Genomic DNA, 13,228 nt, shown 5'->3' on the forward strand with positions numbered 1-13,228 from the left:
GACCGGACGCGACGGCGCACGGTGGATGACGCACGGTGGACGCCCCGGGCCCTTCGGTCCGGGGCGTCCCGCGTGTCCGGCGCCGCCGCCGGGGCGGGTGGGGGCCGTACCCTGCCCGCCGTGCGGAGCCTGTCCGTGGCCCGCGCGCCCGTACCGTCCCCGTCCCGTCCCGCAGGCGGCGCGTGGCGACCGGCGCTCGCGGCTTGCGGCGCGTTCCGATCAGGCCGGAGTGGTCGCGGCGGCCGCGCGGCGGGCCGCGGCGACGACGGGGGAGCGCCGGAACTCCCGGGCCGGCGGCCCCAGCGGCTGCCCGCCGAGCCGGTACGGAACCGGCCCGTCCGGCCCGGGGACGGCCGGGGTGGCCCCGTCCTCGCACACACGCTCGGCGGCCGTCCGGTGCCGGCAGGCGGCGTCCGGCATGGCGGCGTCCGCCACCACGGCGGCAGCCGGTTCGCCGAGGCCCTGGCCGCGCGCGGCGTCGTACGCGGCGGACCGCACGGCGGGGTCGAACCAGTGCGCCAGGGCCGGCAGCCCGTCGTCGATGACCGATTCGCGGTGGATCAGCCGGATCCCGACCGGCGACCACCAGGTCAACGGCACCGTCGTCACGCTCCGGGAGGCGAACCCGCGCAGGGCCTTCCACAGCGGGCGCAGCCGCCGGTACTGGCTGAAGTCCCGCCAGAGCGCCGACCCGCCGAGCATCGGCACGATGAACCCCGAGCCCACCAGCAGCGCCGCCGCCGAGGCCATCGGCGGGGCCACGTACGTGGACAGGAAGTCCCAGTCGCGCCCGGACCGGCGCGCGCCCACCGCGGCCCACTTCGCGACGAGGTACCCGAGGTCCATCAGCCCGCCGAGCATCAGCAGCGCCAGCCCCCACCGCAGTGACCGCAGCGCGGGGTCGACCCGCAGCGTCCACTTGAGGCAGAGCACGCTCAGCGCCGTGCTGCCCACGGTGTGCGCCGGCAGGTAGCAGACGATCATCTCGCGGAGCCAGGGGGTGTTCGCGTAGTACGTGTCGAGGTCCCGCAGCCGTTCCACCGGCGCGTCCCCGATCGCGAACAGGGCGACGATCAGGACGTCACGGCGCCGAACGCCCACACCGTCAGCCGGGTGGCCCGCCGTACCCCGTCCGCCGGGCCCCCGGCCCAGTGCAGGATCAGGACGACCGAGGCCCCCGAGAACGCGGTGAGCACGCCGTACACGAGCGGGGCGGCGCAGTTCACGACGCCGGTGATCTCGTTGACGGCGGCCGGCGACGGCGGCGCCGCCAGGAAGGCGAGCAGGCAGCCGACCACCAGCAGCGCGCAGACGGCCCGCATCAGCGGCTGGTCCCAGTTCCGGCGCAGCGCGGGGGCCTTGATCAGCAGGGCCAGGACCATGACCGACCCCGCCGGGTACAGCGCGAGGTCCTCCCTCACAGGGCCCGGCCGGTCGGGCCCTGGTCCGCGGTGGGCTCGCCCGGGTCGGCGGCGGGTTCGTGAGGGTCGGGCTCGCCCCGGTCCGTGCCGGGCGCGCGCCGGTCGGCCGTGGCGGGTCCGCCGGTGGTACCCGTACCGTCCGCGGCGTCGAGCCCCGCGACGCCGCGTTCGGCGGCGGTCAGCGGCGGCGCCGTGAGGGCGCCCCTCCGGGAGGCCCTCAGCACCCGCCAGACGATCCCGGGGCGAAGCCAGCGGGTGGGCGGGCCGGACATGGTGACGACGTCCAGGAACGCCGCCGTGAGCGGCTCCTGGGTGGTGGCCCCGGTCAGGAGCCGGCCGACGTACGCGTCGAGGAGGCCCGCGCCGGGCCGGGGCCTCATGCCGATCGCCCCGGGGTACCGGATGTCCTGCGAGGTGGCCAGTTCCCACGCGGTGGCGACCGGCGGCGCGAGCGCGCGCTGGGCGGCGTTGCCGAAGCCGGGCCGGTCGAGGCCGCCGGCGCGGAGCAGGGCGCGGACGCCGAGCAGTCCGCGGGCGGCTACCGTCATGCCCTGCCCGTAGAGCGGGTTGAAGGTGGCGACCGAGTCCCCGACGGCGAAGAACCCCTCGGGCAGGACGGCCCTCTCGTAGTGGATCCTTCGGTTCGCCGTGCCCTGCGTGACGGCGACGTCGCTCAGCGGCTCGCGGCCCTCCAGGAGTTCCCCGACGACGGGATGCCGGACGGCCTTGGCGAACGGGATGAACGCCTCCGGGTCGTCGGTGGGCCGGCCGCCCCGCGTGCCGGACAGGGTGGCCTGCCACAGCCCGTTCTCGATCGGGACGATCGTCGCGGTCCGCCCGGGTACGGGAACCCGCGGGTCGGACTGCACGTTGACGATCGGGAACCCCAACTCGTGCGCCCCCTCGGGCGCCTTGAAGAGCCGGGTCGCGTAGACCAGCCCGGAATCGACCTCGGACCGCCGGACCCCGTCCACCCCGAGGGCCGCCAGCCAGCTCGGGGCCCGGGAGCCTCGGCCGCCCGCGTCGACGACGAGATCGGCCTCCACCAGCCGTCCGACCCCGTCGGGGGTGTCGACGCGGACGCCGGTGATCCGGGCGGCCGTCCCCTCCAGGCCCCGTACGCGGCTCCGTTGGAGGGTGGTGACCCCGGGGAGCGCGGTGACGCGGGCACGGACCACGGAATCGAGCAGGTCCCGACTGCAGGAGACGCTGAACTGCTTCTCGCCGCACCGGGGGATCCAGCCCCGCGCGGTCATGGTGACCAGGTCCGTGGGCAGGCTGCGGCGGATCGCCCCGGCCGCCGTCCACGCCTCGCCGATGCCCGGCAGGATCTCCTCGATCGCGCGGGCCCCGCCCGACCACAGGACGTGGACGTGCCGGGCCTGCGGGAGACCGCGCCGGGGCCGCGGACCGGCGGGCAGCGCGTCGGCGTCGATGATCGTGACCGTCGCGTGCTCGGCGAGCACGGCGGCCGCGAGCAGGCCGGCCAGGCTGCCGCCGATGACGACGGCGTGGCGGGGCGGGGTGGACCGGTTCATCGTGTGGTGCTCTCTGTCGGGCCGTACGAGGGCCAGGCGGCGTAAGTGAGGAAAGGGGGGCGGCCGGGACGGACGGCGGTGGCGTGCGGTGCGGTCAACGGCCCCATCCGAGCGAGGTGCTGATGCGCTCGATCTCCTCCGGGAAGTGCTCCTGTCCGGGAGGTGGAAGGAAGGCCTTGAGGAGCATGCCGAGGTACAGGCCGAAGGTCTCGGCCCGGATCTCCGCGGGATCCTCCCGGTCGGCGCGGGCGGCGGCCTGCCGGACCACCCGGTCCAGCGGGGCGTCCGGACGCAGCAGTTCCGCGAGGCCGCCGTGGGGGCCGCCCGTCAGCCGGGCGGCGACCGCCATGCCGGGACCGTGCGCGTCGCAGGTGCCCTCTTGCACGTGCCACAGCTCGTGGCAGGCGATGACCAGTTGGTGCTCGGGGCGGGTACGCGCCTCGATGACGAGCAGGTCGCGGTCGTCCGGCTCCAGCCACAGACCGCCGGCGGTGTCGGGCGGAAACGGAACCAGGCGGAAGTCCAGCGGCCGGCCGCCGCGTCGGCGGGCGAACGCGGAGCAGAGCGCGCCGATGATCCGGGCGGAGTCGCAAGGAGCCGTCGGACGCACGTCGGCCAACAGGGCGGCGCCCAGGCTCCGCATGGTCCGGGTGGTCCTCATGAGGCCCTGCCCCCGCCGGGAACGGTCGGCCCGGCGCCGGAGCCCGGACCGGTGGCGCCCGGACCGGTGGCGCCGGGTCCGGGCTCGCGGGGAGCCGGCATGCCCTCGCGCGCGAGGAGCTCGTCCAGGTAGTCGGCGAGGGACTTCCAGCCCGCGGGGGAGAGCCGTCCGGCGCGCGTGACGATGCTCCGTACGTCATGGGCGCGCAGCACCGCGAGCATCGGGTTCTCCCCGTCCGTCCCGTCCGCCCGCAGGGACCGCAACTCGCCCTCCACGCAGCCCAGTACGCCGGCCAGTGCCTCGGCGTCGTCGGCCAACAGGAAGCCGCCCTCGACGCCGTAGAAACGCTGGATGCCGGCGGCCGCTGCGAGGTTGGGCAGCCCCTCCCCGTGGGCCAGCCGGGTCAGGGACTGTCCGGAGGCGTCGAAGGACCCCGCGATGGCGGTCAGGGAGTGCGGTTGGCCGTCGGCGCGCGGCCGGGTCCGGCGCAGGTGCTCGAAACGCAGCCGTACTTGTTCGCGCAGCGGGAGCCTCGGGGGATGCCCGTCGAGGGTGAGGCGGATGGCCTGCGGGGTGAGGCCGCTGAGGTACGAGAGGTGGTCGAGGTCGTCCGCGGCGGGGCCGTCCGGGCCCGCCGTCGCCAGGGCCCGCTCCACCGCGCTCTTGCTGTCGGCCAGCAGGAAACCCGCGTACACCCCGAAGAAGCGCTGCACACCGGCCGCGTGGCCGAGCCGGGGCAGTCCGGTGCCCGCGTTGAGGGGGCCGAGGGAGGCGCCGGGCGCGTCGAAGTCCTCGGCGATGGCGGCGAGGGACCACTCCCGGCCGTGCTTGTCGCGGCGGGTCGCACGCAGGCGCAGGAACCGCCCGTGCACCCGCCGCTCCAGCGGGACTTCGATCGCGGTTCCGTCCAACACCTGCGGAATCAAGGCCGGTTCGACCCCTGACAGGTGGCCTAACCGTTCCAGGGACAGGACTTCGGCGGGATCCCGCCCGCACTGCCCGGCCAACTGCGCGACGCGGTCCCAGGCCGCGATGAGGTCGGGTCGGGCGGCGGATCGCACCGGGAAGCTCTCCGTAAGTCGACAGGACGTTCGAGGGAACGCGCTGCGTGAAGCCTAGTCCTCGGCACTTCCCCGAACCAGCACAACCCCAACATTCCCTGCGGTCGGTCTCAAGAAAGGTTGGACCGCCCGGCCCCGGTCGGCTCGCCCCGGCGGTCCCGCTCCGGCGGTCCCGCCCCGACCCGGCCGGAGAGCCGCGGCGGGCGGACGGTGTGCGGAGGGGCCGCCGGATAATGCCGTGCCGTGCCGCCGGTGGCAGGGCAGACTCGCCGCATGGTGGACATGTGGGCGTTCCGGGACGCCGTGAACAACTGGGCGGCCGGCGGGACCGGCGGCCCGGCCGGCGACCTGGCCGCGCGGCTCGGGCTGCGGACGGCGGTGCTGCTGGAGGGCCCGAGCGACCTCGAAGCCGTCGAGGCCCTGGCCGAACGGCACGACCGTGACCTCGCGGCCGAAGGGGTGTCCGTCGTGTCGATGGGCGGGGCGATGAACGTCGCCCGGTACGCCGGCCTGCTCGGGCCGCCCGGACTGGGCCTGCGCCTGACCGGACTGTGCGACGAGAACGAGCGGGGCTTCTACGAGCGCGGCCTGGAACGGGCCGGGGCGCCGGGCGCGGCCTTCTTCGTGTGCGCCGCGGACCTGGAGGACGAACTCATCCGCACGCTCGGCACGGCGCGCGTGGAGGAGATCATCGAGGCGGAGGGAGACCTGCGCGCCTGGCAGACCCTGCTGCACCAGCCCGCCCACCAGGGCCGACCCCGGCAGCGGCTGCTGCGTCGCTTCCTCGGGACGAGGAAGGGCCGCAAGATCCGCTACGGCCGCCTCCTGGTGGAGTCCCTCGCACCGGGGCAGGTCCCGACCCCGCTGGCCGACCTGCTCAGGAGCCTGTGACCGGCCGGCCCCGCGGCCCGTCCGGCGGGCGGCCCGCAGGAGGTGCGTGAGTCCGGGCCCGGGCACCACGTCGATGGCGGCAGCTCCACGTCCGCTCCGACTCGATTACGCTGGTCGAGCCATCACACGTGAACGAAGGACGCACATGGCTCGCCCCTACAAGCCCGGACCGAAACAGTTCGTCTTCGCCGGCGGTGCGGGCGACGACCAACAGGTCTCCGTGGGCGACCCCCAGGAAGCCTACGTGGCGTTCTCCGAGTTCTTCCGTGGCCGGGATTCCGACACCTACGCCATCAAGGACGAGGCGTCGGGCCAGAGCCTGGTCCTCATGCCCGGACAAGGCGTGATCTCCCGTACCAAGGACGTGGCGGACCGCCCCCGTTCGGAACACCTCCTGGTCGACCGGGGCAACCGCTTCCTGCCGAGCGCGATGCTGTTCTTCGAGAACGGATACGGCGGCCTCGACCGCTTCGGCCAGTGGTTCTCCGACCTCGCCGACCTCGACGCGTCACCGGAGACCCGCGGTGCCGCCCGCGCCGCCACGATCACGACGGAATCGGCGGCGATCGAAGAAACCGCCCGGATATGGGCGGATTCGGGCATCGTGGACCCGAGTGACCGGTACTACGTCTTCTTCGACTCGCACGACGTCGACGATGACCGGGCCGAACGAGCGGTCCTGCTCCGGTTGATCGAGTTCCTCGGCCTCGAACGGGTCGACGCCCCGGCCGAGGCCTCCGGGGGCGAAGTCTGGGTGCGCACCGACCCGCGCCTCGACGCCGAATGCGCACGATGGTCGTGAACGGACGGTGCGGGGCGGGGCCGCGACCTCGCCGTGATGCCCGCCGGTGCCGTTCCTGGAAGGACTGAGTCCATGGCAGACATCGTCTTCACGCGGCGGAGCGGCTGGATACCGAACGTGATCAGCGAGGCCGGCGAGCTGAAACTGACGCTCGGTGCCGGGGCCGACGCCAACCACGACCCTCGCACGTTCACGTTCCCGATCGGCGAAGCCCATCTCGCGGTGATCCGGGAGGACCTGGCCAGACACCTGCTGCTGTGGAGTGCGGTCCTCCCGCTGTGCGACGCCGCCGGAACCCGCGGCCGGCTCGACGAGGACGCTGCCGTCGCCCTCCTGGACCCGATCCTGCTGGCCGCGCCCGCGGACGTCGACGCCCTCTTCCGGCGCATCCCGTGGGACAGGAGCCGGCTCATCGCCCACGGGGCCGACACCGGTCTGCTCGAACGCGGTCGGGTGTGCGCGGCGATGCGCGCGGCGACGGAGACGTCGAACGGGAAACGAGCACAGGAGTACCACGCGGACCGACGCCGCGCCGAGCGCGGAGCGGTACTCGGCCCACTCGACGCGGCTCTTCTGAGGTACACGGGCCGGTACGTGCACGGCGCGACGATTCCGAAGCGGCTGCCCGACGCCGTCGACCCCGCGCTGCTGCCCGAGGTCATGCGCGTGATCGCCACTGCCGAGCAGGCGTGCGCCGGGATGCGGATCGGCCGCGATCCGCGACGGGGGAAGCGCGCCACGGACAAGGGCGACTGGAGCCGGATGGAGACGGCGGTCGAAGCTGCCGTGCGCCGTGCACACCCCGAGCTCGTCGACGACGCGGTGCGCACCGTGAGCATCCTGCTGTGCTCGGAGGCCGCAACCCGCTCCAGGAACACGCCCGTGGAGGACGACGAGGAGGAAACCGCCCGCCACGGCGGCGACCTCGACGGGAGCGCGAGGAAGACGGCCCTGTCGTTCACCGACGACAAGGACGTCGAGAAGAAGTGGCGCCGGGGCGGGCCGCGCGGTGCCGCCGCGGAGTTCTGGGAGTTCGTCGCCGATCGCTCCGCCGCCGACAACGAAGTGTTCACCATCGAGGACGAGGAGATGGGCGAAGGGATCCAGCTCCACTTCTACGCGGACTCCATCGCCCGGATCACGACGCTGCGCGCGGGCGACGGCACGTCGGAGCCGGAGTACCGGGTCGAGTACGGGCTGGTCGACGGCATGAGCGGCTACCGGAACCTGGTGAGCACCTTCGCCCGCGGCGGCTGCGCCGCACTCGAACGGCACGGCCCCTGGATGTCGGACGTCACCGAGTTCGAACAGGCCCGCCGCCGACGCCGCACCGCCCGCTAGGGCGATCGCCGGCAAGCCTCCCGGGGCGGTCGCCTCCCGAAGGGCCGCGCGGCGAGGCGGGCGGCGAACCCCGCCCGTGCGGTCACCGGGCCCAGGGCGTGGGCGGTTTCGAGGGGTTGCCGGTCGTTGTCGGTGATGGGCCGCACCGGCGTCATTCTTGGTCGCGCAGGAAGGTGGGGATCTCCTCGCGGGTCGGGTAGTGGGGCAAGGGCGCCGGCTTGTCCTGGAGGAACGCGGAGATGGCGGCGGCGGCTCGATCGTCGTTGTCGTCGAGGCCGTTCCACATGCGGTGTCCGACTCCGGGCATGTACTGCGTGCGCTGGATGGCGGGGGCATTGGCAAGGATGGCGGTCGCCCATTGACGGACCTGGGAGGAGCACTCGGCGATCATCAGCATCGTGGGGGTCCGGGACTGGCGCAGATGTGCTGCGATCGAGGGCGAGTCCTTGACCGTCTGCTGTACGCGGAGGCTTGCGGCGGGGCTGAAGGAGAAGTTCTGCGCGGTGTCCTCGACGGGTATGCGGTGCGCGTCGCGAGCGCAGTAGGCGGATGCGGTGTCGCTGCCGAGGTCTGCGGCGGTGAAGGCGTTGTCGCCTTCGGCCTGTCCGATCAACCCGGTGTCGGGGCTGAGGAGTCCGAGTCGCATGAGGCCGAATGCCACGGCGTACCGGGGGGCGTGCGTCGATCGCGGTCCGGTCGGGGGCGGCGCGAGGTCCCGTGCGGATTTCCGGCCCTTGTGCCCGGTGATGTGCGCGGTCGGGCCGTCCATGGGGCCGGGCTCCGCGATGATCGCCCGGTGCAGGCGTGCGGCGACGCTCGGGTCGGCCAGGGCTCGGGTGAGCACCGTCCCGCCCGAGGAGAATCCGAGGACGTCGACCTTGCCCTTGTCCATGCGGTCGATGAATGCGGCGAGGTCGCCGACCGGCCTGGAGATCGTGTACTGGTCCATGGGGAGCAGGTCGCTTCGTCCGCCGCCGGCCTGCTCGTAGGCGTAGACGTCGTAACCCCGGCCGGCCAGGAGTTGCAGGAACCGATGGTCGAGCACCGAGATGCCACGGACCGGCCCGCCGTTGAGATACACGAGGGGGACGGGATGCCGAGGGCCCTGGCTCGCGGGCGGGTAGTGGTACACCGCGACCCGGCTGCCGGTGGACAGGCTCCAGTGCTGCGTGGTCACGAACGGCAGGGCGGGCGGATGCTGCCGGGTCGTCGGCACCGTCGGAACGCAGACCGACGCCGTCAATGCCGCCGCGACAACCACCGGCAGGAACGGCACGAGCCGCTTCGGCCGACCGCGGCGCCGACCCCGCCACATCGCGAGGGCGGCCCCGACTCCCAGGGTCGACAACCATGCGGCGATCCCCGAGCCCGCCCCGTCGGTGAGGGCGATCAGCGCAAGAAAGACGACGACCAGCACCGCGACGGCGGTGAGGGCAAGCAGTAAGCGCCCCATGAAGCGGACGAGATGTATGGCGGACGTGGGCACGGAGGGCCTCCAGCAGTTTCAGAACACTGTTCCGAAACGACGTTATCAAAGAAGGTAGGCTGTCGGTCGTGGGTAGGCCGAGAACGAACGACGACGCCGTCAAAGAGCGGCTTGTGGAGTGCGCGACCGAGATGCTCGCCACCCGTCCCCGGGAGTCGCTCACGGTCCGCGCCGTGGCCGCCGCCGCCGAGGCGTCGACGACGGCGGTGTATTCCTTGTTCGGCGGCAAGGACGGGCTGATCGGTGCGGTGCGCGACAGAGCCGTCGCCGGCCTGTTCCAGGACCTCTCGGAGGTGCGGACCTCCGCGGACCCTCTCGCCGACCTCTACGCGCTGGCCGTCGCCTACCGTCGTTGGGGGCGCGGACACAGCCACCTGTACACCGTGCTGTTCGGCGGTGTGCAGTCCTTCGACCCGTCGGGGGAGGCCGGTGCCGGTGACCCGGTCCGTCCGCTCCTCGCGGCCATCGATCGCGCGTTGGCGGCGTCCGTCCTCGTCGGTGACGCGACGTCGATCGCCCTGTCGATCTGGGCCACCCTGCACGGGCTGGTGACCCTCGAACTGGCTGGTGCCCTCGACGGCGCCACGGCCGAGGCGGCCTTCCGATCGGCGATTCGCGCCACGTTGCGGGGATGGGCGACCCCGGCGGTGTTCCGAAGCCTTCGCCAGGCCGAACCCGCTCATTGGGGATGAGGTTCGGAGCGCCGCCGCCGGTGGCCCGGCCCACATCCGGCGGCCCCGCGTGGGTCGTCGGGAGGCGGAGTCGAGGGGCGGCCGGCCCTCGCGCGCGCGTGCTCGGGGCGGGCTCGTTACGTGGGAGGTAATCGACCCCGTTCCGTGGCGGCGGCACAGTGGGGGCATCGGGTTCCGGGGGCGCGCACTCGCCTCCGGGATCCGGCATCCGCCCCGTGCATCCGACTCCGCTGGAGGCTGACCGCCATGTCCGCGACCCTGTTCGGCAACATCGCCCGTACCACCGTCCCGCAGACCGCCCTGCGTCGCTTCCTCGCGCTGGACGCGGTGGTCACCGCCGGGAACGGGCTGGCGTACGCGGCGTTCTCCGCCCCGCTCGGCCGGCTGCTCGGCGTCGACGCGACGCTCCTGCTCGGCCTCGGGGTCTTCCTCCTCCTGTACGGCGCGGGGGTGGGCCTGCTCGCCTCCCGGCCGCGGCCGACCGCCTTCCCGGTGAAGGTGGTGATCGAGGCCAACTACGCCTGGGCGGTGCTCAGCCTGGTGGCGCTGTTCGTCGGCCCGGCCCCCACCGTCGCGGGTGCGGTGTGGATCCCGGCGCAGGCTTTGACCGTCGCCTCGTTCGCGCTGCTCCAGCAGCTGGCGCTGCGCGCCTCGGGCTCAGGAGCCCGTTGAGCGCAGGTACTTCGCCGTCGCCGCGTCGGCCGGCAGGAGCGTTTCGATGGCCAGCTCGGCGACGGTCACGTCCATCGGCGTGTTGAAGGTGGAGATGGACGACACGAAGGACAGGATCTCCCCGTCGTGTTCCACACGCAGCGGCAGCGCGATGTAGGGGACCGACTCCCGGGCCTCGGTGTCGCCGGGGCGGTCCGCCACCGGGTACGCGGCGACCTCCTCGTACAGCTCGCGCAGCGCGGGGGAGCGGGCCAGGGCGATCTGTCGCTCCATCTGCTCCAGCAGGTGGCCGCGCCATTCGCGCAGGTTGTGGATCCGTCGGGCGAGGCCGTCCGGGTGCAGGGTGATCCGCATGACGTTCAGCGGCGGGGTGAGCAGGTGTTCCGGCATCCCGTCGAGGAGCATCATGACGGCCCGGTTCGCGGCGACGACGTCGTAGGTGGCGTCGACCACCAGCGCGGGGTACGGGTCGTAGGCCGTCATCAGCCGTTCCAGGCTCTCCCGGAGGACCTCCATGGCGGGGGCGTCCAGCGGGGTGTGCGCGTACCGGGGGGCGTAACCGGCCGCGACGAGCAGGGCGTTGCGGTCCCGGACCGGTACGTCGAGGTGCTCGGCGAGCCGCAGCACCATCTCCTCGCTCGGCCGGGACCGGCCGGTCTCCACGAAGCTGATGTGCCGGGACGAGGAGTCGGCCCGGCCCGCCAGTTCCAGCTGGCTGATTCCGCGCCGCTCCCGCCAGGTGCGCAGCAGGGTTCCCACAGTCGCCGTCGTCATGGCTCCGACGTTAGCCGAGGACGGCCGCGGCGAGAGCCCCCGGGGACACGCACGCACCGTGCCGCGAAGGGGCCCCCGCGCGCGGTGCTGTGCGAACCTTGACCCCACGTCACGGACGTACGACGGGCGTACCCGAGGGATGAGGAGCCGGTGCATGCCGAGTGAGCCGCTGTCGCAGAAGGAGATCGAGGACCGCCTGCGGGAACTTCCGGGCTGGGCCTTCGAGGACGATCGGATCGTCCGCACCTACCGGTTGGGCACGCACTTCGCGGCCAGTGCCCTGGTCGCCCACATCGCCTCCGTCCAGGACGAGTTGAACCACCACTCCGACCTCACCCTCGGCTACAACACCGTCCGGCTGTCGGTCAACAGTCACGACGCCGGCGGCGCCGTCACCGAGACCGACTTCGCGCTCGCCGAACGCGTCGAGACCCTCGCCCCGGCCCACGGCGCGAGCTGAGCCCTCCGCGGGGGCCGGGTTCGAGGGTCCGTTGCGCTACACCGGCTCCAGTCGCCACCACTGGGACGGGGAGTCGGTGTCCTCCCCCTGGCGGGCCCGGCCCTCGTCGTCCGCCTCCAGGGGCAGCCCGCTGATGCAGGCGATCAGCGACACCACCCCGGGGTCGTCCAGGTGCTGCTCGACGAGCCACTCCTGGGCGCCGAAGGCGTTGGCCCGCCACACCTGCACCCGGGCGCCACTGTCGGTCGAGGCGTTGGCGACGTCCAAGCGCCGCTCGTTGTCCTCGCTCACGACGTGGAAGATCCCGCCGCCGCTGTGCACGGGGGAGATCCGCCAGCGGCGGGCGGCCGCCGGCGCGGGAGGCCCGTCAGGGCCGACCCGCACCCGCGAGGCGCCCTCCAGCTGGAGCACCAGCCCGCTGTCGACGTTCCTGATCCGGTAGGTCCCGTCGGGAAGGTTCACGCCGGCGCCCTCAGACGTCGAAGACGGCCGGATCCGGGCCGATGCGACGGCCGGCCGCGGTCGCACCCAGGGCGTTCAGCGCGGCCAGGTCGGCGGCGTCCAGCTCGAACCCGAAGACGTCCAGGTTCTCCCGGATCCGGGAGGGCGTCACGGACTTCGGGATCACGACGTTGCCCAGCTGGAGGTGCCAGCGCAGCACCACCTGCGCGGCGGTCCGGCCGTGTCGGGCGGCGATCTCCGCGACCGCCGGCAGCGTCAGCAGCTCCTTGCCCTGGCCCAGCGGGGACCAGGCCTCGGTGACGATGCCCAGGTCCGCGTGCAGGGCGCGCAGCTCCTCCTGCGGGAACAGCGGATGCAGCTCGATCTGGTTCACGGCGGGCACCAGGGCGCTCACCTCGCGGAGCCGCTCCAGGTCCTGCGGACGGAAGTTCGACACGCCGACCGCCTTCGCGCGGCCGTCGGAGGCGATCTCCTCGAAGGTCTTCCAGATGGTGAGGAAGTCCTCGCGCATCGGGCGCGGCCAGTGGATCAGGTACAGGTCGACGTGGTCGAGGTCCAGCTTGGAGAGCGAGTCCTCGAACGCGCGCAGCACCGCGTCCCGGTCCCAGGTGTGCGACGGCCCGTTCCACAGCTTGGTGGTGACGAACAGCTCCGCGCGCGGCACCCCGGACGTGGTCAGCGCCCGCCCGGTACCGGCCTCGTTGCCGTAGACGGAGGCCGTGTCGATGCTGCGGTAGCCCGCCTCCAGCGCGGTGCCGACGGCCTCCTGCGCCTCGGCGTCGGGGATCTGCCAGACGCCGTACCCGAGCCGGGGCATGAGCGTGCCGTTGTTGAGCTTGACGGTGGGGACCTGGTTCACGTCGGTCGATTCCCTCGGGTCGGTGCGGTCGGTGCGGTCGGTGCGGTCGGCGCGGACGTTGCCGTGCCACGGTGTACGAGGGGCGACAACCGGCCCCCCGCACACCGT

General features: G+C 73.3%; 15 protein-coding genes. 6 read left to right on the top strand and 9 right to left on the bottom strand.

Annotation, left to right across the window (positions count from 1 at the left end):
• Window positions 1–219: 219 nt before the first annotated feature.
• The 5 genes from ACFVS6_RS27680 to ACFVS6_RS27700 form a co-directional block, all read right to left on the bottom strand.
• Window positions 220–1,101: a DUF6545 domain-containing protein gene (locus ACFVS6_RS27680; protein WP_389707930.1), complete on the bottom strand. Its 882-nt coding sequence runs from the start codon at window positions 1,099–1,101 to the stop codon at window positions 220–222.
• Window positions 1,074–1,421 (bottom strand): hypothetical protein, encoded by a 348-nt coding sequence (locus tag ACFVS6_RS27685; RefSeq protein WP_389707931.1) that lies wholly within the window; start codon window positions 1,419–1,421, stop codon window positions 1,074–1,076. Before ACFVS6_RS27685 ends, ACFVS6_RS27680 begins: the two co-directional genes overlap by 28 nt.
• Complete coding sequence (locus ACFVS6_RS27690) at window positions 1,418–2,959, bottom strand: NAD(P)/FAD-dependent oxidoreductase (protein WP_389707933.1); 1,542 nt, start codon at window positions 2,957–2,959, stop codon at window positions 1,418–1,420. Before ACFVS6_RS27690 ends, ACFVS6_RS27685 begins: the two co-directional genes overlap by 4 nt.
• Before the next feature lie 94 nt (window positions 2,960–3,053).
• On the bottom strand, window positions 3,054–3,620 hold the full coding sequence (locus ACFVS6_RS27695; protein ID WP_389707935.1) for a toxin-antitoxin system, toxin component: 567 nt from the start codon (window positions 3,618–3,620) through the stop codon (window positions 3,054–3,056).
• Window positions 3,617–4,681, bottom strand: a complete 1,065-nt coding sequence (locus ACFVS6_RS27700) for a hypothetical protein (protein ID WP_389707936.1) — start codon at window positions 4,679–4,681, stop codon at window positions 3,617–3,619. Before ACFVS6_RS27700 ends, ACFVS6_RS27695 begins: the two co-directional genes overlap by 4 nt.
• 273 nt (window positions 4,682–4,954) lie before the next feature.
• Here ACFVS6_RS27700 and ACFVS6_RS27705 point away from each other — a divergent pair, with 273 nt between their 5' ends.
• From ACFVS6_RS27705 to ACFVS6_RS27715, 3 genes are all read left to right on the top strand, one after another.
• Complete coding sequence (locus ACFVS6_RS27705) at window positions 4,955–5,572, top strand: TOPRIM nucleotidyl transferase/hydrolase domain-containing protein (protein WP_389707938.1); 618 nt, start codon at window positions 4,955–4,957, stop codon at window positions 5,570–5,572.
• 145 nt (window positions 5,573–5,717) lie between these two features.
• Window positions 5,718–6,374, top strand: coding sequence for a hypothetical protein (locus ACFVS6_RS27710; protein WP_389707940.1), 657 nt, complete (start codon window positions 5,718–5,720; stop codon window positions 6,372–6,374).
• 72 nt (window positions 6,375–6,446) lie between these two features.
• Window positions 6,447–7,715 (top strand): DUF6357 family protein, encoded by a 1,269-nt coding sequence (locus tag ACFVS6_RS27715; RefSeq protein WP_389707941.1) that lies wholly within the window; start codon window positions 6,447–6,449, stop codon window positions 7,713–7,715.
• Window positions 7,716–7,866: 151 nt separating this feature from the next.
• Here the strand turns inward: ACFVS6_RS27715 and ACFVS6_RS27720 are convergent, their stop codons facing one another.
• Window positions 7,867–9,168 carry an alpha/beta hydrolase gene (locus tag ACFVS6_RS27720; RefSeq protein ID WP_389707943.1) on the bottom strand — a complete coding sequence of 434 codons (1,302 nt, stop codon included), beginning with the start codon at window positions 9,166–9,168 and terminating at the stop codon, window positions 7,867–7,869.
• Between the two features lie 101 nt (window positions 9,169–9,269).
• Between ACFVS6_RS27720 and ACFVS6_RS27725 the strand changes: the two genes are divergently transcribed.
• Both ACFVS6_RS27725 and ACFVS6_RS27730 read left to right on the top strand, forming a co-directional pair.
• A complete protein-coding gene (locus ACFVS6_RS27725) occupies window positions 9,270–9,893 on the top strand; it encodes a TetR/AcrR family transcriptional regulator (protein WP_389707945.1) in 624 nt (207 codons plus the stop codon).
• 246 nt (window positions 9,894–10,139) lie between these two features.
• The gene (locus ACFVS6_RS27730; protein ID WP_389707947.1) at window positions 10,140–10,565 is read left to right on the top strand and encodes a hypothetical protein; all 426 of its coding nucleotides are present in this window, start codon (window positions 10,140–10,142) and stop codon (window positions 10,563–10,565) included.
• Here ACFVS6_RS27730 and ACFVS6_RS27735 read toward each other — a convergent pair.
• Complete coding sequence (locus ACFVS6_RS27735; RefSeq protein WP_389707949.1) at window positions 10,551–11,339, bottom strand: helix-turn-helix domain-containing protein; 789 nt, start codon at window positions 11,337–11,339, stop codon at window positions 10,551–10,553. The genes ACFVS6_RS27730 and ACFVS6_RS27735 overlap by 15 nt on opposite strands.
• Window positions 11,340–11,493: 154 nt before the next feature.
• Here ACFVS6_RS27735 and ACFVS6_RS27740 point away from each other — a divergent pair, with 154 nt between their 5' ends.
• Window positions 11,494–11,799: a 4a-hydroxytetrahydrobiopterin dehydratase gene (locus tag ACFVS6_RS27740; protein ID WP_389707951.1), complete on the top strand. Its 306-nt coding sequence runs from the start codon at window positions 11,494–11,496 to the stop codon at window positions 11,797–11,799.
• Between the two features lie 36 nt (window positions 11,800–11,835).
• Here the strand turns inward: ACFVS6_RS27740 and ACFVS6_RS27745 are convergent, their stop codons facing one another.
• Entirely contained in the window at window positions 11,836–12,261 is a 426-nt protein-coding gene (locus ACFVS6_RS27745; protein WP_389707953.1) for an RICIN domain-containing protein, read from the bottom strand.
• Between the two features lie 10 nt (window positions 12,262–12,271).
• Window positions 12,272–13,120 (bottom strand): aldo/keto reductase, encoded by an 849-nt coding sequence (locus tag ACFVS6_RS27750; protein WP_389707955.1) that lies wholly within the window; start codon window positions 13,118–13,120, stop codon window positions 12,272–12,274.
• Window positions 13,121–13,228: the final 108 nt, after the last annotated feature.

Origin of the sequence: Streptomyces sp. NPDC057939 (assembly GCF_042887545.1) — a bacterium.
Taxonomy (GTDB): domain Bacteria; phylum Actinomycetota; class Actinomycetes; order Streptomycetales; family Streptomycetaceae; genus Streptomyces.

What these genes read in the sequence shown, in the direction of transcription:
- ACFVS6_RS27715 (WP_389707941.1), top strand. Translation starts at nt 6,447, where the DNA reads ATGGCAGACATCGTCTTCACGCGGCGGAGCGGCTGGATACCGAACGTG.
- ACFVS6_RS27705 (WP_389707938.1), top strand. Translation starts at nt 4,955, where the DNA reads ATGGTGGACATGTGGGCGTTCCGGGACGCCGTGAACAACTGGGCGGCC.
- ACFVS6_RS27730 (WP_389707947.1), top strand. Translation starts at nt 10,140, where the DNA reads ATGTCCGCGACCCTGTTCGGCAACATCGCCCGTACCACCGTCCCGCAG.
- ACFVS6_RS27695 (WP_389707935.1), bottom strand. Translation starts at nt 3,620, where the DNA reads ATGAGGACCACCCGGACCATGCGGAGCCTGGGCGCCGCCCTGTTGGCC.
- ACFVS6_RS27740 (WP_389707951.1), top strand. Translation starts at nt 11,494, where the DNA reads ATGCCGAGTGAGCCGCTGTCGCAGAAGGAGATCGAGGACCGCCTGCGG.
- ACFVS6_RS27710 (WP_389707940.1), top strand. Translation starts at nt 5,718, where the DNA reads ATGGCTCGCCCCTACAAGCCCGGACCGAAACAGTTCGTCTTCGCCGGC.
- ACFVS6_RS27690 (WP_389707933.1), bottom strand. Translation starts at nt 2,959, where the DNA reads ATGAACCGGTCCACCCCGCCCCGCCACGCCGTCGTCATCGGCGGCAGC.
- ACFVS6_RS27720 (WP_389707943.1), bottom strand. Translation starts at nt 9,168, where the DNA reads ATGGGGCGCTTACTGCTTGCCCTCACCGCCGTCGCGGTGCTGGTCGTC.
- ACFVS6_RS27735 (WP_389707949.1), bottom strand. Translation starts at nt 11,339, where the DNA reads ATGACGACGGCGACTGTGGGAACCCTGCTGCGCACCTGGCGGGAGCGG.